17 protein-coding genes are annotated in these 20,142 nt (G+C 72.4%); 11 read left to right on the top strand and 6 right to left on the bottom strand.

The window, feature by feature from the left end; translation table 11 throughout:
* Positions 1–61 precede the first annotated feature (61 nt).
* From ACZ7EC_RS14575 to ACZ7EC_RS14590, 4 genes are read left to right on the top strand one after another with little or no spacing between them, the layout of a single operon-like run.
* Positions 62–940: an NTP transferase domain-containing protein gene (locus tag ACZ7EC_RS14575; RefSeq protein ID WP_471062879.1), complete on the top strand. Its 879-nt coding sequence runs from the start codon at positions 62–64 to the stop codon at positions 938–940.
* On the top strand, positions 937–2,355 hold the full coding sequence (locus ACZ7EC_RS14580) for a molybdopterin molybdotransferase MoeA (RefSeq protein ID WP_471062460.1): 1,419 nt from the start codon (positions 937–939) through the stop codon (positions 2,353–2,355). Before ACZ7EC_RS14575 ends, ACZ7EC_RS14580 begins: the two co-directional genes overlap by 4 nt.
* Positions 2,343–3,476 (top strand): potassium channel family protein, encoded by a 1,134-nt coding sequence (locus tag ACZ7EC_RS14585; protein ID WP_471062462.1) that lies wholly within the window; start codon positions 2,343–2,345, stop codon positions 3,474–3,476. The genes ACZ7EC_RS14580 and ACZ7EC_RS14585 overlap by 13 nt, the downstream gene beginning before the upstream one ends.
* 57 nt (positions 3,477–3,533) lie before the next feature.
* Entirely contained in the window at positions 3,534–4,514 is a 981-nt protein-coding gene (locus ACZ7EC_RS14590) for an NAD(P)H-quinone oxidoreductase (protein ID WP_471062464.1), read from the top strand.
* Between the two features lie 16 nt (positions 4,515–4,530).
* Here ACZ7EC_RS14590 and ACZ7EC_RS14595 read toward each other — a convergent pair whose 3' ends face one another.
* A complete protein-coding gene (locus tag ACZ7EC_RS14595; RefSeq protein ID WP_471062466.1) occupies positions 4,531–5,241 on the bottom strand; it encodes a hypothetical protein in 711 nt (236 codons plus the stop codon).
* Between the two features lie 181 nt (positions 5,242–5,422).
* Between ACZ7EC_RS14595 and ACZ7EC_RS14600 the strand changes: the two genes are divergently transcribed.
* The gene (locus ACZ7EC_RS14600) at positions 5,423–5,968 is read left to right on the top strand and encodes a bacterial proteasome activator family protein (protein ID WP_471062881.1); all 546 of its coding nucleotides are present in this window, start codon (positions 5,423–5,425) and stop codon (positions 5,966–5,968) included.
* Between the two features lie 78 nt (positions 5,969–6,046).
* Here ACZ7EC_RS14600 and ACZ7EC_RS14605 read toward each other — a convergent pair whose 3' ends face one another.
* A complete protein-coding gene (locus ACZ7EC_RS14605; protein WP_471062468.1) occupies positions 6,047–7,684 on the bottom strand; it encodes a Stk1 family PASTA domain-containing Ser/Thr kinase in 1,638 nt (545 codons plus the stop codon).
* A gap of 344 nt (positions 7,685–8,028) precedes the next feature.
* Here ACZ7EC_RS14605 and ACZ7EC_RS14610 point away from each other — a divergent pair, with 344 nt between their 5' ends.
* On the top strand, positions 8,029–9,717 hold the full coding sequence (locus ACZ7EC_RS14610; RefSeq protein ID WP_471062470.1) for a protein kinase domain-containing protein: 1,689 nt from the start codon (positions 8,029–8,031) through the stop codon (positions 9,715–9,717).
* 56 nt (positions 9,718–9,773) lie between these two features.
* Here the strand turns inward: ACZ7EC_RS14610 and ACZ7EC_RS14615 are convergent, their stop codons facing one another.
* Positions 9,774–10,775 carry a phosphotransferase gene (locus ACZ7EC_RS14615; protein ID WP_471062472.1) on the bottom strand — a complete coding sequence of 334 codons (1,002 nt, stop codon included), beginning with the start codon at positions 10,773–10,775 and terminating at the stop codon, positions 9,774–9,776.
* 544 nt (positions 10,776–11,319) lie between these two features.
* Here ACZ7EC_RS14615 and pdhA point away from each other — a divergent pair.
* From pdhA to ACZ7EC_RS14630, 3 genes are read left to right on the top strand one after another with little or no spacing between them, the layout of a single operon-like run.
* The gene (pdhA, locus tag ACZ7EC_RS14620; RefSeq protein ID WP_471062474.1) at positions 11,320–12,573 is read left to right on the top strand and encodes a pyruvate dehydrogenase (acetyl-transferring) E1 component subunit alpha; all 1,254 of its coding nucleotides are present in this window, start codon (positions 11,320–11,322) and stop codon (positions 12,571–12,573) included.
* 1 nt (position 12,574) lies between these two features.
* Positions 12,575–13,552, top strand: coding sequence for an alpha-ketoacid dehydrogenase subunit beta (locus ACZ7EC_RS14625; RefSeq protein WP_471062476.1), 978 nt, complete (start codon positions 12,575–12,577; stop codon positions 13,550–13,552).
* Positions 13,553–13,563: 11 nt separating this feature from the next.
* The gene (locus tag ACZ7EC_RS14630) at positions 13,564–14,970 is read left to right on the top strand and encodes a dihydrolipoamide acetyltransferase family protein (RefSeq protein WP_471062478.1); all 1,407 of its coding nucleotides are present in this window, start codon (positions 13,564–13,566) and stop codon (positions 14,968–14,970) included.
* A gap of 83 nt (positions 14,971–15,053) precedes the next feature.
* On the opposite strand, the gene ACZ7EC_RS14635 is transcribed toward ACZ7EC_RS14630, so the two are convergent.
* Positions 15,054–15,902 carry a DUF5707 domain-containing protein gene (locus ACZ7EC_RS14635; RefSeq protein ID WP_471062480.1) on the bottom strand — a complete coding sequence of 283 codons (849 nt, stop codon included), beginning with the start codon at positions 15,900–15,902 and terminating at the stop codon, positions 15,054–15,056.
* 424 nt (positions 15,903–16,326) lie between these two features.
* The gene (locus ACZ7EC_RS14640) at positions 16,327–17,229 is read right to left on the bottom strand and encodes a D-alanyl-D-alanine carboxypeptidase family protein (protein WP_471062482.1); all 903 of its coding nucleotides are present in this window, start codon (positions 17,227–17,229) and stop codon (positions 16,327–16,329) included.
* Positions 17,230–17,418: 189 nt separating this feature from the next.
* On the opposite strand from ACZ7EC_RS14640, the gene ACZ7EC_RS14645 reads away from it, so the two are divergent.
* Together ACZ7EC_RS14645 and ACZ7EC_RS14650 are read left to right on the top strand one after the other, a co-directional pair.
* The gene (locus ACZ7EC_RS14645; RefSeq protein ID WP_471062483.1) at positions 17,419–18,081 is read left to right on the top strand and encodes a GntR family transcriptional regulator; all 663 of its coding nucleotides are present in this window, start codon (positions 17,419–17,421) and stop codon (positions 18,079–18,081) included.
* Positions 18,078–19,373 (top strand): MFS transporter, encoded by a 1,296-nt coding sequence (locus tag ACZ7EC_RS14650; protein WP_471062484.1) that lies wholly within the window; start codon positions 18,078–18,080, stop codon positions 19,371–19,373. Before ACZ7EC_RS14645 ends, ACZ7EC_RS14650 begins: the two co-directional genes overlap by 4 nt.
* 15 nt (positions 19,374–19,388) lie before the next feature.
* Here ACZ7EC_RS14650 and ACZ7EC_RS14655 read toward each other — a convergent pair whose 3' ends face one another.
* Complete coding sequence (locus tag ACZ7EC_RS14655) at positions 19,389–20,141, bottom strand: SAM-dependent methyltransferase (RefSeq protein WP_471062486.1); 753 nt, start codon at positions 20,139–20,141, stop codon at positions 19,389–19,391.
* Between the last annotated feature and the right edge of the window lies 1 nt (position 20,142).

Raw genomic sequence — 20,142 nt, forward strand, 5'->3', positions numbered from 1 at the left:
GCCGACGGCCGCCACCACGGCCGGGCCGGCTGCCGCCGCCCGGACCGCGGCCGACTCCGGGATGCGCGCGGCGCCCCCGCCGTACGACGCCGTCGTGCTGGCCGGCGGTGCCGCGCGGCGGCTCGGTGGGGCCGACAAGCCCGGAGTGCGGGTCGGCGGCCGGGCCCTGCTCGACCGGGTGCTCACGGCCTGCGCGGACGCTCGGACGACCGTCGTCGTGGCCGCGCCCCGGACCACCGCCCGCCCGGTGCGCTGGGCCCGCGAGGAGCCGCCCGGCGCCGGGCCGGTCGCCGCGCTGGCGGCCGGGCTGCGGGGCACCACGGCCGAGCGCGCCGTCGTCCTCTCCGCCGACCTGCCCTTCCTGCGAGCCGCTACGCTGCACCGCCTGCTGACCGCCCTGGACGACAGCGGGGCCGACGGTGCGCTGCTCACCGACGCGGACGGCCGCGACCAACCGCTCGTCGCCGCGTACCGCACCGCCGCGCTGCGCCGCGAACTGGACGCCCTCGCCGCGCACGGCGGCCTCGCCGGGCTGCCGCTGCGCCGGCTCACCGGCGCCCTCCGCCTCACCCGCGTCCCGGACCCGCACGCGTCCTTCGACTGCGACACCTGGGACGACATCGCCGACGCCAGGGCACGCATCAGGGAGCATGGGCACGTGTTGGATGAATGGATCTCCGCAGTCAAGGACGAGCTGGGCATCGACCTGGACGTCGACACGAACGTCCTGCTCGACCTGGCCCGTGACGCCGCGCACGGCGTCGCCCGGCCTGCCGCCCCGCTGACCACCTTCCTCGTCGGCTACGCCGCGGCTCGGGGCGAGGGCGGCCCCGAAGCCGTCGCCGAGGCCGCCCGCAAGGCCGCCGCGCTGGCCCTGCGCTGGGAGGAAGAGGCGGCGGCCGGGAAAGGCGGGGGTCCGAGCGCCCCGGACGCCGGATGACCGCGCCCGGACTCCGGAACGGGGCACCCGTCGGGGACAGCGACGATCTCGACGTCGAGGAGGCCCTGGCCCTCGTGAGGGAAGCCAAGGACGACGGCACCGGCTCCGCACGGGACACGCGGCACGCCGAGACGCACCCGCACGCCCCGGCGGAACGGCACCGCGCCACCCCCTGGCCGCAGGCCCGCGAGACCGCCGCCCGAGCCGCCCGGACCGCCCGGTCCAGCCGCGTGGCCCAGCCCGCCGGGACCACCTCCGCGACCGGCCCCGCCCCCCGCCGCACCCCCGTCTCCGTCCCCCTCGGCGACGCCCTCGGCCTCGTCCTCGCCGCGCCCCTCGACGCGCTCACCGACCTGCCCTCCTTCGACACCTCCGCGATGGACGGCTGGGCGGTCGCCGGTCCCGGACCCTGGGCGGTGCGCGAGGAGGGCGTGCTCGCCGGGCATGCCCAGCCCGCGCCGCTCACCGACGGCGAGGCCGCCCGCATCGCGACCGGCGCCCGCGTCCCCGCCGACACCACCGCCGTGCTGCGCACCGAGCACGGCCGCACGGACGCCCAGGGCCGGCTGCACGCCACCCGCGAGATGGTCCACGGCCAGGACATCCGCCCGCGCGGCCAGGAGTGCCGCAGCGGCGACCAGTTGCTGCCCGTCGGCACCCAGATCACCCCGGCCGTCCTCGGTCTGGCCGCGGCCGCGGGCTATGACACCGTCACCGTCGTCCCCCGCCCCCGCGCCGAAGTCCTCGTCCTCGGGGACGAATTGCTGACCGAGGGGCTGCCGAGCGAGGGGCTGATCCGGGACGCGCTCGGCCCCATGCTGCCGCCCTGGCTGCGGGCGCTCGGCGCCGAGGTCGTCGCGGTGCGCCGGATCCGCGACGACGCCAGAGCCCTGCACAAGGCGATCACCGCCTCCGCCGCCGACCTGATCGTCACCACCGGAGGCACCGCCGCCGGGCCGCACGACCACGTCCACCCCACCCTGGAACGCATCGGCGCCGAACTCCTCGTCGACGGCGTGAAGGTGCGCCCCGGTCACCCCATGCTGCTGGCCCGCACCAGGGACGACCAGCACCTCGTCGGCCTCCCCGGCAACCCCCTCGCGGCCGTCTCCGGCCTCATCACGCTCGCCGAACCGCTGCTGCGCACCCTGGCCGCCCGCCCCGCCCCGGAGCCGTACACACTGCCGCTGACGGAGGCGGTGCACGGGCACCCGTACGACACCCGGCTCGTCCCCGTGGTGCTGCGCGGCGACCGCGCCGTACCGCTGCACTACAACGGTCCGGCCATGCTGCGCGGCATCGCCGCCGCCGACGCGCTGGCCGTCGTACCGCCGGGCGGGGCCCGGCAGGGTGAGGAGACGGAGCTGCTGGACCTGCCCTGGGCCACCGCGGGGATCGGGGTATGTTTCACGTGAAACGTGCGGACGGCGACGCACCCGACCACGCCGGGTTTCCGCAGGACGACACCCGCACGGCGGACGAACGCCCGGTCACCCACCAGGTGAAGCTGCCGGTGAAGGTGGTGGAGCGCCCGCTGCGCCAGGTCGCCAAACGGCTGCTCATCGCCCTGCTGGTGCTGGTCGTCACCGCGCTGGTCGTCTACGCCGACCGCGCGGGCTACCGCGACACCGCCGACGACTCCGTGGACCTGCTCGACTCCTTCTACTACGCCACCGTCACCCTCTCCACCACGGGATACGGCGACATCACCCCGGTCAGCGACAGCGCCCGGCTGACCAACATCTTCGTCATCACGCCCCTGCGTGTGCTGTTCCTGATCATCCTGGTCGGCACCACGCTGGAGGTCCTCACCGAGCGCACCCGCGAGGAATGGCGCCTGAAACGCTGGAGGTCCGCCTTGCGCGAGCACACCGTCGTCGTCGGCTTCGGCACGAAGGGGCGCTCGGCCGTGCAGACGGTCTGCGCGACCGGGCTGCGGAAGGAGCAGGTGGTCGTGGTCGACCCCAGCGCCAAGGTGATCGACGCGGCGACCGCCGACGGGTACGCCGGTGTCATGGGCGACGCCACCCGCAGCGACGTCCTCAAGCGGGCCGAGGTGCACAAGGCCCGGCAGATCATCGTGGCCCCGCAGCGCGACGACACCGCCGTGCTGGTCACCCTGACCGCGCGTCAGCTCAACCGCAGCGCGAAGATCGTGGCCGCGGTGCGCGAGGAGGAGAACGCCCCGCTGCTGCGGCAGTCCGGCGCCGACGCCGTCATCACCAGCGCCAGCGCCGCCGGACGGCTGCTCGGCCTGTCCGTCCTCAGCCCCGCCGCCGGCATGGTCATAGAGGACCTCATCCAGCAGGGCAGCGGCCTGGACCTCGTGGAACGGCCGGTGGTGCGGGCCGAGGCGGGCAAGGGGCCGCGCGAGATCGACGACCTCGTGGTGAGCGTCGTACGCGGCCACCGGGTGCTCGGTTACGACGACCGGTCCATCGGCACCCTCCAGCTGACCGACCGGCTCATCACCATCGTGCGGGTCAGCCCCGGCAGCCAGATCACCCCGCACCCCCGCCCCCGGCCCGGAGACTGAGGCGAGCCGTCGAGCGCCGCGATCGCCCGGCGCGCCGGGGGGAGTAGCGTCGCGCACATGCATGCGATCACGATTCCCGAACCTGGTGGTCCCGAGGCGCTGGTGTGGGACGAGGTCCCCGATCCGGTGCCCGGCGAGGGCGAGGTCCTGGTGGAGGTGGCGGCCAGCGCCGTCAACCGTGCCGACATCCTGCAACGGCAGGGCTTCTACAACCCGCCGCCCGGCGCCTCCCCCTACCCCGGCCTTGAGTGCTCCGGCCGGATCGCCGCGATCGGCCCCGGAGTGTCCGGCTGGGCCGTCGGCGACGAGGTGTGCGCGCTGCTCGCGGGCGGCGGCTACGCCCAGAAGGTCGTCGTACCGGCCGGACAGCTGCTGCCCGTGCCGGAGGGCGTCGACCTCGTACAGGCCGCCGCGCTGCCCGAGGTGGCCTGCACGGTCTGGTCCAACGTGTTCATGATCTCCCATCTGCGGCCGGGCGAGACCCTGCTGGTGCACGGCGGCTCCAGCGGCATCGGCACGATGGCGATCCAGCTGGCCAAGGCCGTCGGCGCCAAGGTCGCGGTGACCGCCGGGAGCAAGGAGAAGCTGGAGCGGTGCGCCGAACTGGGCGCGGACATCCTGGTCAACTACCGGGAGCAGGACTTCGTCGCCGTGGTCAAGGAGGCCACCGGCGGCGCGGGCGCCGACGTCATCCTCGACAACATGGGCGCCAAGTACCTCGACCGCAATGTGCAGACCCTGGCGGTCAACGGGCGTCTGGCGATCATCGGGCTCCAGGGCGGTGCCAAGGGCGAGCTGAACATCGGCACGCTGCTGCACAAGCGGGCCGCCGTCACCGCCACCTCGCTGCGGGCGCGGCCTGTGGAGGAGAAGACGGCCATCGTCGCCGCGGTGCGCGAACACGTCTGGCCGCTGCTCGCCGGGGGGCAGGTGCGCCCGGTGGTGGACCGTGAGCTGCCGATGCCGCGGGCCGCCGACGCGCACCGGGTGCTGGAGGAGAGCGGCCACATCGGCAAGGTGCTGCTGGTGGCCCCGTAGGACCGCGCCGGGGGTTTCAGCTCCTGCGCAGCCGCAGCCCCAGGAAGGCCAGGCCCAGGCCCAGGCCGATGAGGACGAGCCCGCTGCCGAGCGGCAGGATCCGCAGGGTCGGTTCGCTCGCGTCCTCGCTCGGCCGGGCGGCGTTCTGCCCGTCCGGCCGGCCCGGCGTCCCCGTGGGGTCGAGGCCCGCCTCCTGGGGCGCCGGCGAGGCCGCCGGGGTCTCCGCGGTCTCCGGCTCCGCCGGCTGCGCCGCGGCGGAGCGGGGGACGGCGTCCTCGTCGCCCTCGACCTGGGCCCAGGGCCCGTCGTCCCGCCCCGGACGCAGCTTCCCCTCCCCGGCTCCGCTCCCCGCGCGGGACGGCTCGCCGGACGGCGCGTCGTACGAGGCGGAGGCGGAGCCCGAGGGCAGGGGGACCGGTGCCGGGTGCTGGGGGCCGCTGCCGTCGTGGCCGTGGGCGGGGCGGTCCTGGTGATCGTGTCCGGGGTGGCCGGAGCCTTCGGTGTTCCCGGCCCCCGGTGCGCCCCCGGCGCCGCCCGAGCCGCCCGGGTGACCGGAGGGTGAGGGGGAGGCCGGGGACGCGGCGACGGCGGGGTGGCCCGCGGCGGGGGAGCGCGGGGGGCCGGCCTCGGCGGCGTACGCGGCGGCGGTGCCATAGGTGGGCAGGGCCGCCGTCAGCACGAACAGCAGTCGAAGACAGCGGTGGACGAGTCGCAGCCATGGAGTCACGTCGGTGACCTCCCGGAGCCCAGCTGGCGTGAGCGCGTGATCGATGATGAACCGACGCGAACAGCCTCACATCGCCGGACTCTCGGGGCATTCCGGATTGGGCCGACGGGTCTAAGCGGCGGATCCGCCCCGGCGGGGGGCACCACGATGGTGAGGTGGGCGGATGCGAGAGAATGACGGCATGGAGATGCCGAGGAACGAACGGTCGCCGGAGAATCCCCAGATCCTCGTCGTGGGCCAGGACGGGCTGGCGCTCGGCGGCAAAGGCGGCGGGGACGACGAACCCCGCGAGATTCCGGTCACCGAGCAGGTCGAGCAGCCCGCCAAGGTCATGCGGATCGGCAGCATGATCAAGCAGCTCCTGGAGGAGGTGCGCGCCGCTCCCCTCGACGAGGCCAGCCGGGTCCGGCTGAAGGAGATCCACGCCAGCTCGGTGAAGGAGCTGGAGGACGGCCTGGCGCCGGAGCTGGTCGCGGAGCTGGAGCGGCTGTCCCTGCCGTTCACCGACGACGCCACCCCGAGCGACGCCGAACTGCGGATCGCACAGGCACAGCTGGTGGGCTGGCTGGAGGGCCTCTTCCACGGCATCCAGACCACGCTGTTCGCCCAGCAGATGGCCGCGCGCGCCCAGCTGGAGCAGATGCGCCGGGCGCTCCCGCCGGGTGTGTCGGGCCCCGAGGGCGACGACCAGCACGCGGGCGGGCACGCGGGCGGCCCGTACCTGTAGGCCCGCGTACCCGTAGATCGCGAACACGCGGAAGGGGCCCGGCGGTCGGTGACCGCCGGGCCCCTTCTCATGCGCGTGTCACTGCTGCGGCGGATTGCCCGTCGACACGCTCAGCTCGATGGTGCCCGGATCCTTCGCGTTCACATCCGTGCCCTCGGACGGGAACTGGTCCAGGACGGTCCCGTCGCCCCAGGTGTTGTCGTCCACCTTCTTGACCTGCAGGGTCCAGCCCGCGGCCTGGAAGCAGGCCTTCACGGAGTTGATGTCCTTGTAGCGGAAATCGGGGAGCTGGATCTTGTGGGGGTCGTCGTAGGACTCCTCCGGCTCCGTGCACTTGGTCTTGTCGATCACTCTGCTGGTGTCCGGGCCGCGGTAGCCCGCCTGGTGGGTGGGGGCCGTCGAGGCGCCGCCGCCCCCGCCCCCGCCCGCGTGGTCGTCGCCGCCGCCGCTGTTCATGGTCAGCGCGACGACCAGGCCGACGACGGCGACGAGCGACACCCCGATCGCCCCGGTGATCACCGCTCTGCTGCTCTTGCCGCCGCCCGAGCCGGACCCCTGCACGGCCGTCTGCGACGGCTGCGCGTACGGCGGCGGGGTTCCGGGTCCGTAGCCCACCGGGGGCGTCTGGTAGCCCGCCTGCTGCGGATAACCGTAGGCCGGCGCGGGTGTGGCCGGCGCCGGGGTCTGGGGGCCGTACGGTCCCGGCTGGTACGGCGTCTGCACCGGTCCGGGGGGCGCCTGCCGGGCCTGGTCGACCGGCGGGAACACCGCGGAGCCGACGCCCGCGCCGCTCTGCCGCGGACCGGCGTCCGGCACGATGCTCGGCGCGGCCGCCTGGAGGGAGGCGGCGACCCGCAGGCATTCCTCGCGCATGGAGTCGGCGCTCGGGAAGCGCTCGTTCGGGTTCTTCCGCAGCGCGCGGGCGACCAGGGCGTCCACCGCCGGGGGCAGCGAGCGGTTGATGGAGGACGGAGCCACCGGCTCCTCCTGCACATGCGCGTACGCGATCGCCAGCGGGGAGTCCGCGTCGAACGGCAGCCGCCCGGTCACCAGCTGGAACAGCATGATGCCGACCGAATACAGGTCGGAGCGGGCGTCCACCGCGCGGCCGAGGGCCTGCTCCGGGGAGAGGTACTGCGGGGTGCCGACGACCATGCCGGTCTGCGTCATCGACGTCACCCCGGACTGCATGGCGCGCGCGATGCCGAAGTCCATGACCTTGACCACACCGCGCTTGGTCACCATCACGTTGCCAGGCTTGATGTCGCGGTGGACCAGGCCCATCTCATGGCTGATGTCCAGCGCCGCCAGCACGTCCGCGGTGACCTTCAGCGCCTTGTCGGCGGGCATGGCGCCGTGCTGCCGTATGTCCTCTTCGAGGACCGAGCCCAGCGGGCGGCCCTCGACGTACTCCATGACGATGTACGGCGTCGCCAGGCCGCCCAGGTCGTCCTCGCCGGTGTCGAAGACGGAGACGATGTTGGTGTGCGTGAGCTTCGCCACGGCCTGGGCCTCGCGGCGGAAGCGCTCGCGGAAGGCCTGCTCCCGGCCCAGCTCGGTGTGGAGTGTCTTGATCGCGACCTGGCGGTCCAGCACGGCGTCGTACGCGAGGTGCACCGAGGCCATGCCGCCCTCGCCGAGCAAGTCGCGCAGCTGGTAGCGGCCACCGGCCAGACCCTGCCCCGCATATCGGCCGTGTGTGCCGTCCTGGCTCATCTCTCCGCGTCCCCCATCGGCCGTCCGGCACCCTGACGCGTCGCACAGGCCTTGATCGAATGTGTCATTCCCGGCCAAGTCTGCCCGAGGGCACCGACACGTCAAGCTCGGTGCCCGTTCCGTGACCGTACGGGCAGGAAGCGTCGCGCAAGCGTTACAGGGGGCGCGCGACCAGCACACAGAATTTGCACGACGGCCCGTGCTGAGGGTTTCATGGCCGGTCCGGCGCAGAGTCGGTCCCGGTTCCGGTTCCGAACCGGTGGCCCCCACGGAGGCTGTAGCGTGGCCGACGGAGACCGTGACAACACCGCGCGCACCGCGGGCAGAAACGACGGCGAGGACTGATGGCACAGACGCAGCGCGCCCAGGGCCCGTCCGACCCGGAGGCGTCTGGCGGCGGCGGCATGTCGGACGGACCGGAGAACTGGGGCAACGCAGGGCTGGTCGGCGACGGCCGGTACCGGCTCACGCACCGCCTCGGCCGGGGCGGCATGGCCGAGGTCTTCGCGGCCGAGGACGTCCGTCTGGGCCGTACGGTCGCGGTCAAGCTGCTCCGCGCCGACCTGGCCGAGGACCCCGTCTCCAAGGCGCGTTTCACGCGTGAGGCACAGTCGGTCGCCGGGCTCAACCACCACGCGATCGTCGCCGTGTACGACTCCGGCGAGGACGTCGTGGGCGGCCAGTCGGTGCCGTACATCGTGATGGAGCTGGTCGAGGGCCGCACCATCCGCGATCTGCTGATGAACGCGGAGGCGCCCGGCCCCGAGCAGGCGCTGATCATCGTCTCCGGCGTCCTGGAGGCGCTCGCCTACTCGCACCAGCACGGCATCGTGCACCGCGACATCAAGCCCGCGAACGTGATCATCACCGACAGTGGCGCCGTCAAGGTGATGGACTTCGGCATCGCCCGCGCCCTGCACGGCGCGCAGTCCACGATGACCCAGACCGGCATGGTCATGGGCACGCCCCAGTACCTCTCCCCGGAGCAGGCGCTCGGCAAGGCCGTCGACCACCGCTCCGACCTGTACGCGACCGGCTGCCTGCTGTACGAGCTGCTCGCGCTGCGGCCCCCCTTCACCGGCGAGACCCCGCTGTCCGTGGTCTACCAGCACGTCCAGGACACGCCGATCGCGCCGTCCCAGGTCCTCGAGAGCTGCCCGCCGGAGCTGGACGGCCTGGTCATGCGCTCGCTCGCCAAGGAGCCGGACGACCGGTTCCAGACGGCGGAGGAGATGCGCGGCCTGGTCCAGTACGGCCTCCAGATGCTGTACGACCAGGGCGGCCACACCGGCACCTGGAACACCGGCCCGGTGGCCGCGCACGACGGCCGGCACACCCCGGCGGGCGGCTTCGCGAGCACGACCGCCATGGCGCACCCGATGGCCGGCTCCGGCACCACGCAGATCCCGCAGCCGCTGCTGCCGCAGGGCTACGGCCACGGCGACGACGGCGGCTTCGAGGGGCACGGCAACAAGGGCAGCGGGCGCGGCAAGCTGTGGATCCTCGCCGTGCTCGCGGTCATCGCCATCGCGGCGGGCGTGGCGCTGGCACTGAAGGGCGCGTCGGGGGGCGGCGGCACCGGCGGTGACACCAAGCCGCCGGCCACGCACACCAAGAGCACCCACGACGACTCCGCCAGTTCGAGCCCGAGCGACGAAAGCACCGGGCCGTCCACGGACACCTCGTCCGACAACGGGTCGAGCACCGGTTCCGGGTCCCAGTGGCCGCCGTCGTACTCGACTCCGCCGTCCACCGGCCCCACCGACCGGTCGACGGGGCCGAAGCCCTCGTCGTCGCAGTCCACGGACACGACGACCGGCGGCGACACGACCGGCGGTAACACGAACGGCGGCACCGGCAGCACGGGCGGCGGTGGCACGAACGGCGGCACCGGCACCACGGGCAGCGGCGGCACGAACGGCGGCGACACCGGCACCACGGACGGCGGCGGCACGGACGCGGGCAACACCGGCGGCACCACCACCGACGGCAACGCGGCGTCCGGCGGGGCGGCGGGACTGCCCACCGGGTGACGGGTGGCCGCCGCCTTTTGCCGGTGAGAACCCGGTAAACCCGCACACCCGCCCGCTCACCGGGTGAACGCGTCGCACACCGCGTCGTACTCCCGTGTCCACCACACCACGAGCGCCGAGGCGGCCGGGAACTGGCAGTCCGCGCGGGTGTCACCGCGCTCGTAGTGCCAGCGCAGCATCCAGAAGTCGTTCAGGCGCTCCCACCACACCCGGCGCACGGCCGCGGCCAGCTCGGTGGGCGTGACGTCGGCCGCGCGCCGGTACGCGCGGGCGTACGCCCGCACCTTCGGTAAGTCCAGGGCGCCCGCGGGGCGCAGGAAGAAGATCGCGGCGGCGCGTACGGCCTCCTCGGCGCGGGGCTGCACGCCGAGCCGGTCCCAGTCCACGATGGCCGCCGGAGCGCCGTCCTTGTAGAGCAGGTTGAACGGGTGGAAGTCGCCGTGCACCCAGCCGACCGGGCCGCCGGGCGGCGGGCGCCGGTCCGCGTGCCGCTCCAGCAGCAGCCGCCGCTCCCGCAACCGGTGCCGGGCCAGCGCGTCGAAGGCGTCGGCCGGGCGGTGCCGGCGCACCCGCAGGAGCAGCTGGTCGATGAGCGTGAACGTGTCGGCCGGGTCGGCGCTCTCCACGGGGTGCGGGCCGGCGGCCGGGCGGGTGCCTCCCTTGGGCGGCATCACGCGCTCCAGACAGGCGTGCACGGCGCCCAGCAGCGCTCCGAGGCGTGCGCTCTCCGAGCGGGTGAGCTGGCCGCCGTGGCGGTGCCCGCCGTCGATCCAGGGATGCAGGGCGTAGGCATGGCCGCCGACGACGGCGACGGTACGGCCCTCGCGGTGCGCTAGCGGCACGGCGACCGGCACGCCGAGGGCGGCCAGGCGCAGGGTGGCCCGGTGCCGGCACTCGATGGCGGCCGGGTCGGCGGTGTCGGGGTCGAAGTGGTGCTTGAGGAAGTACCGGCCGCGCGTGGTGCACAGCCGGTAGCCGCGATTGAGGAGCCCTTGGTCCACCGGTTCGCAGGCAAGGGGCGCACCGGCGGCGTCGTACAGGCGGAGCAGGGCGCTCACAGGGGGCGCGTGAGGGGTGGGGGGTGGTACACAAGGGCGCGGCACGCCGCAGATGTTAAGCCACGGGAAATACCCTGTGAGCTGGGCCTTTCACAGTCAGTCGTCGACGGTCGCAATTGGTCACAGGGTGAACCGGGCCGAACGGTGGGCATTCGCCTTGTTCGTCTCGGCCATGAAGCCTTTCCGGGGTTTCGGAGTCTTTCTCCCGCAAAAGAACGCGAGGCCGGTCTTCCCCCGGAGAACCCTTCCCGTCACCTGGGTGACCGGGATAACGTTCGGGTGCTCCGGCCTTGCCACAAGGCTGTGACCAGCGCGCTTCCGCATCACCTCGATTTACTTGGAAATCCAAGCAAAATCGCAGGTCAAGCGGGGTTTCACAGAAATGTGGAGCACTGGGTAACGTAATGGTCGCAGGGCGCTCGCCGGGGCACCTGTCACGCCTGTTCCCGGCCGAGTGGCACCCACCCCGTGCCCCGTGGTCGAAACAGGTGAGCCGCACTGGCCTACCGGCAACCCCGGGGGCCGGAACGACGGAGGAGCACACGTGACCGTGGACAGCAGTGCCGCGCGCAAGCGCAGCGCCGCAGGCAAGGCCGGCACGACCGGCAGCAAGACCGGCTCGGCCGGGACCAAGTCCGGAGCCACCGGCACCAAGCGCACCACCAGCACGACCCGAGCCCCGCGCGCCGCGCGCGCCGGCGCGCAGAAGGGCACCGAGCCCGCGCTCGTGCAGCTTCTGACGCCGGAGGGCAAGCGGGTCAAGAACGCCGAGTACGACTCCTACGTCGCCGGCATCACCCCCGACGACCTGCGCGGCCTCTACCGCGACATGGTGCTCACCCGTCGCTTCGACGCCGAGGCCACCGCCCTCCAGCGCCAGGGCGAGCTGGGCCTGTGGGCGTCCCTGCTGGGCCAGGAGGCCGCCCAGATCGGCTCCGGCCGGGCCACGCGCGAGGACGACTACGTCTTCCCGACCTACCGCGAGCACGGCGTCGCCTGGTGCCGCGGCGTCGACCCGACCAACCTGCTCGGCATGTTCCGCGGCGTGAACAACGGCGGCTGGGACCCCAACAGCAACAACTTCCACCTGTACACGATCGTCATCGGCTCCCAGGCGCTGCACGCCACCGGCTACGCGATGGGCGTGGCCAAGGACGGCGCGGACTCTGCGGTCATCGCCTACTTCGGCGACGGCGCCTCCAGCCAGGGCGACGTGGCCGAGTCGTTCACGTTCTCCGCGGTCTACAACGCGCCCGTGGTGTTCTTCTGCCAGAACAACCAGTGGGCGATCTCCGAGCCGACCGAGAAGCAGACGCGGGTGCCCCTCTACCAGCGCGCCCAGGGCTACGGTTTTCCGGGCGTGCGCGTGGACGGCAACGACGTGCTGGCCTGCCTCGCGGTCACCCGTTGGGCCCTGGAGCGCGCCCGCAACGGCGAGGGCCCCACCCTGGTCGAGGCGTTCACCTACCGCATGGGCGCCCACACCACCTCCGACGACCCCAGCCGCTACCGGGGCGACGAGGAGCGCCAGGCATGGGAGGCCAAGGACCCGATCCTGCGCCTTCGCCGGCACCTGGAGGCGTCGAACCACGCGGACGAGGGGTTCTTCGAGGAACTCGAGGCCGAGTCCGAGGCGTTGGGCAAGCGAGTGCGCGAAGCGGTCCGCGCCATGCCCGACCCGGACCACTTCGCCATCTTCGAGAACGTGTACGCGGACGGGCACGCGCTCGTCGACGAGGAGCGGGCCCAGTTCGCCGCCTACCAGGCGTCGTTCGCGGACGCAGAAGGGGGTCACTGAGATGGCCGAGAAGATGGCGATGGCCAAGGCCATCAACGAGTCGCTGCGCCGCGCCCTGGAGGCCGACCCCAAGGTCCTGGTCATGGGCGAGGACGTCGGCAAGCTCGGTGGCGTCTTCCGTGTCACGGACGGCCTCCAGAAGGACTTCGGCGACAGCCGGGTCATCGACACCCCGCTCGCCGAGTCCGGCATCGTCGGCACCGCGATCGGCCTGGCCCTGCGCGGCTACCGGCCGGTGGTGGAGATCCAGTTCGACGGCTTCGTCTTCCCGGCCTACGACCAGATCGTCACCCAGCTCGCCAAGATGCACGCGCGCTCGCTCGGCAAGGTCAAGATGCCGGTCGTCGTGCGCATCCCCTACGGCGGCGGCATCGGCGCGGTCGAGCACCACTCCGAGTCCCCCGAGGCCCTGTTCGCGCACGTCGCCGGCCTGAAGGTGGTCAGCCCGTCGAACGCGTCGGACGCCTACTGGATGATGCAGCAGGCCATCCAGAGCGACGACCCGGTGATCTACTTCGAGCCCAAGCGCCGCTACTGGGACAAGGCCGAGGTGGACGTCGAGGCGATCCCCGCGCCGTTGCACAAGGCCCAGGTGGTCCGCGAGGGCACCGACCTGACCCTCGCGGCCTACGGTCCGATGGTGAAGCTGTGTCAGGAGGTCGCCGCCGCGGCAGCCGAGGAGGGCAAGAACTTGGAGGTCCTGGACCTGCGCTCGGTCTCCCCCCTCGACTTCGACGCCATCCAGTCCTCGGTCGAGAAGACCCGCCGCCTGGTCGTGGTCCACGAGGCGCCGGTGTTCTTCGGCTCCGGCGCGGAGATCGCCGCCCGGATCACCGAGCGCTGCTTCTACCACCTGGAGGCCCCGGTGCTCCGGGTCGGCGGCTACCACGCCCCGTACCCGCCGGCCCGCCTGGAGGAGGAGTACCTGCCGGACCTGGACCGCGTGCTCGACGCCGTCGACCGCTCGCTGGCGTACTGAGGGAGAGGGTCGTGACGACGATGACGGACGCGTCCGTACGCGAGTTCAAGATGCCCGACGTGGGCGAGGGCCTGACCGAGGCCGAGATCCTCAAGTGGTACGTCCAGCCGGGTGACACGGTGACCGACGGCCAGGTGGTGTGCGAGGTCGAGACCGCCAAGGCGGCCGTCGAACTGCCCATCCCCTACGACGGCGTGGTCCGCGAGCTGCGGTTCCCCGAGGGGACCACGGTCGACGTGGGTACGGCGATCATCGCGGTGCAGGTGGCGGGCGGGGCCCCGGCTCCGGCCCCCGCGCAGCCCGAGGCGGCGCCCGCGGCACCGGAGGCTCCGGCGCCGGATGCGGAGGCTCAGGCCGGGGAAGCGAAGCCCGCGGCCCGTCAGCCGGTCCTGGTGGGCTACGGCGTGGCGACCTCCGCCACCCGGCGCCGCCCCCGCAAGAGCGCCGAGGCCACCGTCCCGGCCCCGGCCGCCGAGCCCGAGCTGAACGGCCACGCCCCGGCGGCGGACAGCCCCCGCCCGCTGGCCAAGCCCCCGGTGCGCAAGCTGGCCAAGGACCTCGGCGTCGACCTGGCCGCGATCACCCCGTCCGGCCCGGACGGGATCATCACCCGCGAGGACGTCCACGCGGCGGCCGCGCCCGCGGCCACCCCCGCCGCCGCGCCCGCGCAAACGGCGGCCCCGGCGGCTCCCGCCCCCGTGGCCACGTACGACGGCGCTCGGGAGACCCGCATTCCCGTCAAGGGTGTGCGCAAGGCGACCGCGGCGGCGATGGTCGGCTCGGCGTTCACGGCCCCGCACGTCACGGAGTTCGTGACGGTGGACGTGACCCGCACCATGAAGCTGGTCGAGGAGCTGAAGCAGGACAAGGAGATGCAGGGCCGGCGGGTCAACCCGCTGCTGCTGATCGCCAAGGCCCTGCTGGTCGCCATCAAGCGCAACCCGGACATCAACGCGGCCTGGGACGAGGCGAACCAGGAGATCGTGGTCAAGCACTACGTCAACCTGGGCATCGCGGCGGCCACCCCGCGCGGTCTGATCGTCCCGAACATCAAGGACGCGCAGGCCAAGACGCTGCCGCAACTGGCCGACGCGCTCGCCGAGCTGGTGTCCACCGCGCGCGAGGGCAAGACCTCCCCGTCCGCCATGCAGGGCGGCACGGTGACGATCACCAATGTCGGCGTCTTCGGCGTCGACACCGGCACGCCGATCATCAATCCGGGCGAGTCGGCGATCCTCGCCATCGGCGCGATCAAGCTCCAGCCGTGGGTCCACAAGGGCAAGGTCAAGCCGCGCCAGGTGACCACCCTCGCCCTGAGCTTCGACCACCGCCTGGTCGACGGCGAGCTCGGCTCCAAGGTCCTGGCCGACGTGGCCGCGATCCTGGAGCAGCCGAAGCGGCTGATCACCTGGGCGTGACCCGCCCTCGCGCGTGAACCGGAGGCCCTGTGGAGCGATCCACAGGGCCTCGGTCATGTCATGCCGCCGTCTTCGGCGACATGTCAGCGCACGTCGACGTTGTCGTAGGCGTCCGCGACGGAGGAGGTGCTGTTACCGGCGTAGTGGAAGCGCCAGGTGCCGTCCACCGAAGCGGTGACGGTGGTCTTCAGGTAGCCGGTGGACGAGCTCTTGATCGTCTTCACCGTGCTGTAGGTGCTGCTGTTCGCCGGCTTGAACTGGAGCTGCACGGACTGGCTGCCGTAGCCGTAGTACTTCAGGTACGACCAGCTGGCGCGGTTCAGGGTGCCGCTGACCGTGATGGTCTTGCCCTTGGTGACGGGCTCCGGAGCGGCGTTGAAACCGCTGAAGCTGGCGGCGCGCTTGACCCAGCGGCTCTTGTAGAAGTCCTTCTCGACGTAGTCGCCGTTGTTGGCCTCGGCGTATACGGCCACGTTCCACCGGCCGTTCAGGGCGCTGTCGTAGAGGTCGGTGCCCGCCGTGGCCGTGATGGTGATCTTGCACGTGGCGGACGTGGCGCTCCAGTTGTCGCACGTGGCGGCGTTGTCCGTGTAGAGCGCGCCGTCGAAGCCGCCCTGGTCCAGGCTGTCGCCGTGCCACAGGATCGCGTCCGCGGTGAGAATCCCGGACTGGTCGGTGGCCGTGACGTAGATGTTGAAGGTCTTCTTGCCGACGCCGACGACGACGTCCTGGTTGGCGTTGTCGGTGACCTTGGTGATGGTGATGTCGCCGTTGGTCTCGTCGGCCGGCGCGTTGCGTCCGACGGACGGCTTCGAGGTGAAGCCCTGCGGGATCTTCGGGCTGTCCGCCGCCTGCGCGGCGGGAGCGAGAAGCGCGGTGAGCGCCACGGCGCCGGACACCGTCGCGGCAGCCAGGCTGGCACGAATACGCATCTGTTTTCCCCACTGGAGAGAGCCGCGCGCAGGACGCATGGGGGGTATGCGGGCTCTGAACGATGTAGTGAGCCTGTTGGCTCGCAAGAAAGACACGTGACACTTACGAACGGTTGTACGCCTCGCAGACTCTTTCTGAACCGGATGCGGCCATCACGTCGACAGCCCTTCGGGACGTGGCCGGAGGCGGCCGGTGGTCGGGCTGCGCTGACCCCGACTCGCAGCGGGGTATGGAGCCTGATGCTTCGTCAGGGATGGCTCAGGGGTCCGCCAGGGGTGTCACGGATGGTGAGTGTGTGGTCGCGGGCGGCACGCTGGTGGCATGACGCAATCCACTGCCACCGGGACCCGCCGGACAGCGGAGCGGGCCCGCCGCTGGTTGCGACGGGCCCGGTGTGCGCGGTGGGTGTGCCGGCGTCAGTCGTCAGCCGAGCTTGGCGAAGCCGTAGTTGAGGAGCTTCGTGGCGTCCGACTCGCGATTCGGGATGGAGGTGGAGGACAGGACGGTGCCGATGACGGTCTTGCCGTGCCGGGTGGCGGCGAAGACCAGGCAGTACCCGGCCTCGGGGCCGGAGCCGGTCTTCACGCCGATGGTGCCGCTGTAGCTCTTGAGGAGCCCGTTGGTGTTGGTCCAGGGAGCCATCGTGCGGGTGCCGCCGGACTTGGTCTTCGTCTTGGCGGTGTACGACTTGGTCTTGACGACGGCGCGGAACGTGGCGTTCTTCATCGCGCTGTTGGCGATCTTCGTCAGGTCGCGCGGCGTCGAGTAGTTCTTGCCGTTGCCGATGCCGTCGAAGGAATCGAAGTGCGTGTTCTTCAGGCCCAGGCTCTTGGCGGCGCTGTTCATCTTGCCGATGAAGTTCGACACGCGGGCGGCGCGGGTGGAGCCGGAGCCGTACTTGTCGGCGAGGGCGTAGGCGGCGTCGCAGCCGGACGGCAGCATCAGGCCGTACAGCAGCTGGCGGACGGTCACCTTGTCGCCCACGATCAGGTGAGCCTGGGAGGCGTTGTTCTTGACGACGTAGTCGCTGTACGCCTTCTGGATCGTCACCGTGGAGTCGAGGTTCAGGTTTTTCTGCGCCAGCACGACCTTGGCCGTCATGATCTTGGTCGTGGAACCGGTGGACCGCTTGGTGTCCGCGGCCTTGTTGTAGAGCGTCGAGCCGGTCGCGCTGTTCATCACGTAGCCGCCCTTGGCCACGATCGAGGGCGCGGTGACGGCCTGCGCGGGCGCCGCGGTGAGGGCGCCGGTGGCGATCAGCGCACCTGAGGTGATCGCGACGGCGGTGGCTCGGCGGAGGCGGATGCCCATGATGCCGGTAATCAAAGTGAATACCCCGATTGTCTGGAATGCCCCTGGATACGGCCGAGTTGACGTAGTCAAGAGAGAAGGGCCGCATCTGTCAGACACGTAGGTAGCACAGAAGGTTGTGCGGCCATTCGCGGGAGGGGGATGTCATGTCCGCATGGTGGACGCCGGAGCGCGTTGCGTACCTGTTGTATCTATCCTGTAGGCATGAAGACGGCTACCGCCCCGCCCGCCAAGCAGCCACCCGCCGCCGACCGGGTGTACGCCCACGTCAAACAGAGCGTTCTCGACCGGAGCTACGAGGGCGGCACCCTCCTCACCGAGGGCGAGCTGGCCGACGCCGTGGGGGTGTCGCGCACGCCCGTGCGGGAGGCACTGCTGCGCCTGGAGGTCGAGGGCCTGATCCGGCTCTACCCCAAGAAGGGCGCCCTGGTCCTGCCGGTGTCCGCGCAGGAGATCTCCGACGTGGTGGAGACCCGGCTGCTGGTGGAGGAGCACGCCGCCCGCAAGGCCGTGCCCGCCCCGCCGGGTCTGGTGGAGCGGCTGGCCGAGCTGCTGGAGCGGCAGAAGGCGCAGGTCGCCGCCGGGGAGCTGGCCGAGGCCGCGGTGACCGACCGCTGCTTCCACGCCGAGATCGTCCGCAGCGGGGGCAACGAGATCCTGGCGCGCCTCTACGACCAGCTGCGCGACCGCCAGCTGCGGATGGGCGTCGCCGTCATGTACTCGCACCCCGACCGGGTGGCCACGACGCTCGCCGAGCACGAGGAGATCCTCCAGGCGCTGCGGGCCGGGGACGCGGAGGCGGCCGTCGGGGTCGTGCACCGGCACGTGAGCCGGGTCTCGCTTCTCGCGCGAGGTGAGGTGCGATGAGCAAGCCCACCCTTCCGGGTGACCCGCCGGGCGGCGTCCGGGCCGTCGGCGTGTGGTCCATAGGCGTCGCGGTCTACTTCGTCGCCGTCATCTTCCGTACCTCGCTGGGCGTGGCGGGCCTCGACGCGGCCGACCGCTTCCACGTGAACGCTTCGGCGCTGTCCACCTTCTCCATACTCCAGCTGCTGGTCTACGCCGGCATGCAGATACCCGTCGGCCTGATGGTCGACCGCCTCGGCACCAAAAAGGTGCTGACGCTGGGCGCCGTCCTGTTCACGATCGGGCAGCTGGGCTTCGCCTTCTCGCCGTCGTACGGCACCGCGCTCGCCTCACGGGCGCTGCTGGGCTGCGGTGACGCGATGACGTTCATCAGCGTCCTGCGGCTGGGCACCCGCTGGTTCCCGGCCCGGCGCGGACCGCTGGTCGCGCAGCTCGCGGCCCTGGTCGGCATGGCGGGCAACCTCGTCTCCACTCTCGTCCTGGCCCGGCTGCTGCACAGCATCGGCTGGACGCAGGCGTTCGCCGGCAGCGCGCTGGCCGGCGTGGTCGTCCTCGTCCTGACCCTGCTGTTGCTGAAGGACCACCCCGAAGGCCACGAGCCCGCGCCGTCCCGGCACCAGGGTTCCGCTTCCGTCCGCCGGCAGATCGCCGAGGCCTGGCGGGAGCCCGGCACCCGGCTCGGCATGTGGGTGCACTTCACCACCCAGTTCCCGGCGATGGTCTTCCTGCTGCTGTGGGGCCTGCCGTTCCTGGTCGAGGCGGAAGGGCTCAGCCGGGCCACGGCCGGTGAGCTGCTGACCCTCGTGGTGCTCTCCAACATGGTGGTGGGACTGGTCTACGGCCAGGTCATCGCCCGGCACCACGCCGCCCGGCTGCCGCTCGCGCTGTGCACGGTGGCGGCGACCGCGCTGCTGTGGGCGGTGACGCTGGCCTACCCCGCCCCGCACGCGCCGATGTGGCTGCTGATCGTCCTGTGCGCGGTGCTCGGCGCCTGCGGGCCCGCCTCGATGATCGGGTTCGACTTCGCCCGTCCGGCCAACCCGCCCGAGCGTCAGGGCACCGCCTCCGGCATCACCAACATGGGCGGTTTCATCGCCTCGATGACCACTCTGCTCGCGATCGGCGTGCTCCTGGACGCGACGGGCGACGACTACCGGGTGGCGTTCAGCGCGGTGTTCGTGCTCCAGGCGCTCGGTCTCAGCCAGATCCTGCGCCTGCGCGCCCGCGCCGCCCGCCGCGAACGCGAACGGCTGGTGGCCAGCCGGGTGGAGACGGTGCACGTACCGGCGTGAGCCCGGCCGCCCGTCTCAGCGCAGGTCCGGTACGAGGGTGAGGTACGCGATGCCGAGGACACCCCGGTAGCTCATCCACTGGGCGCGGTGCCGGTCCAGCCGCGCGCGGGTCTCGGCTGCCAGCGGGTGGTCCGGGTTGCCGGCGAGCCAGACCTCCAGGTCCGCCTGGTAGCCCGACTCGAACTCCTCCCATTCCCGGGGGCTCGCCGTCTCGGTCCACTCCGGGCGGAAGCCGGCCTCGACCGCGAGGTCGAGCAGCGTACCGAGGTCGTCGTGGTCGTCGAGGGCGGCGCCCGGCCACATGCCGGACAACTCGGCCCCGGTGGGCGGCCGCTGCCAGAAACCCTCGCCGACCAGCACCCGGCCCCGGTCGGTCACCAGGCGCCGCAGCGCGCGCAGGGCCTCGGCGGTCGGCGGCTGGGCCTCGCTGAGGGCATGGGTTGCGCCGAGGCAGAGCACCAGGTCGGCCGGGCCCCGCTCGGTGCCCACGGCGGACTCCTCGGCGAACTCCACCCGGTGGCCGAGCCCGCGTTCCTCCGCGTTCTTCCGGGCGCGGGCGAGATCTCGGGCGTTCAGGTCGACGCCGGTTCCCGTGGCGTCCGGTACGGCGTCCAGCACCCGGAGCAGCAACTCGGCCCAGCCGCAGCCGATGTCCAGCACGGTGCGGGGGCGGTTCGCCGCGAGCCGCTGGACCATGGCGGTCGCGCGGGCCTCGGAGAGGGGGCCGTGGAAGGTGAGCCGGGTGAGCCGGGGCAGGTCGGCGGTCATG

This window comes from Streptomyces sp. NPDC037203, from assembly GCF_055605065.1.

Bases quoted from the DNA above. Each gene is read 5' to 3' on its own strand.
- ACZ7EC_RS14575 (WP_471062879.1), top strand. From the start codon at position 62: ATGCGCGCGGCGCCCCCGCCGTACGACGCCGTCGTGCTGGCCGGCGGT.
- ACZ7EC_RS14580 (WP_471062460.1), top strand. From the start codon at position 937: ATGACCGCGCCCGGACTCCGGAACGGGGCACCCGTCGGGGACAGCGAC.
- ACZ7EC_RS14585 (WP_471062462.1), top strand. From the start codon at position 2,343: ATGTTTCACGTGAAACGTGCGGACGGCGACGCACCCGACCACGCCGGG.
- ACZ7EC_RS14590 (WP_471062464.1), top strand. From the start codon at position 3,534: ATGCATGCGATCACGATTCCCGAACCTGGTGGTCCCGAGGCGCTGGTG.
- ACZ7EC_RS14600 (WP_471062881.1), top strand. From the start codon at position 5,423: ATGGAGATGCCGAGGAACGAACGGTCGCCGGAGAATCCCCAGATCCTC.
- ACZ7EC_RS14605 (WP_471062468.1), bottom strand. From the start codon at position 7,684: ATGAGCCAGGACGGCACACACGGCCGATATGCGGGGCAGGGTCTGGCC.
- ACZ7EC_RS14610 (WP_471062470.1), top strand. From the start codon at position 8,029: ATGGCACAGACGCAGCGCGCCCAGGGCCCGTCCGACCCGGAGGCGTCT.
- ACZ7EC_RS14625 (WP_471062476.1), top strand. From the start codon at position 12,575: ATGGCCGAGAAGATGGCGATGGCCAAGGCCATCAACGAGTCGCTGCGC.
- ACZ7EC_RS14635 (WP_471062480.1), bottom strand. From the start codon at position 15,902: ATGCGTATTCGTGCCAGCCTGGCTGCCGCGACGGTGTCCGGCGCCGTG.
- ACZ7EC_RS14645 (WP_471062483.1), top strand. From the start codon at position 17,419: ATGAAGACGGCTACCGCCCCGCCCGCCAAGCAGCCACCCGCCGCCGAC.
- ACZ7EC_RS14650 (WP_471062484.1), top strand. From the start codon at position 18,078: ATGAGCAAGCCCACCCTTCCGGGTGACCCGCCGGGCGGCGTCCGGGCC.
- ACZ7EC_RS14655 (WP_471062486.1), bottom strand. From the start codon at position 20,141: ATGACCGCCGACCTGCCCCGGCTCACCCGGCTCACCTTCCACGGCCCC.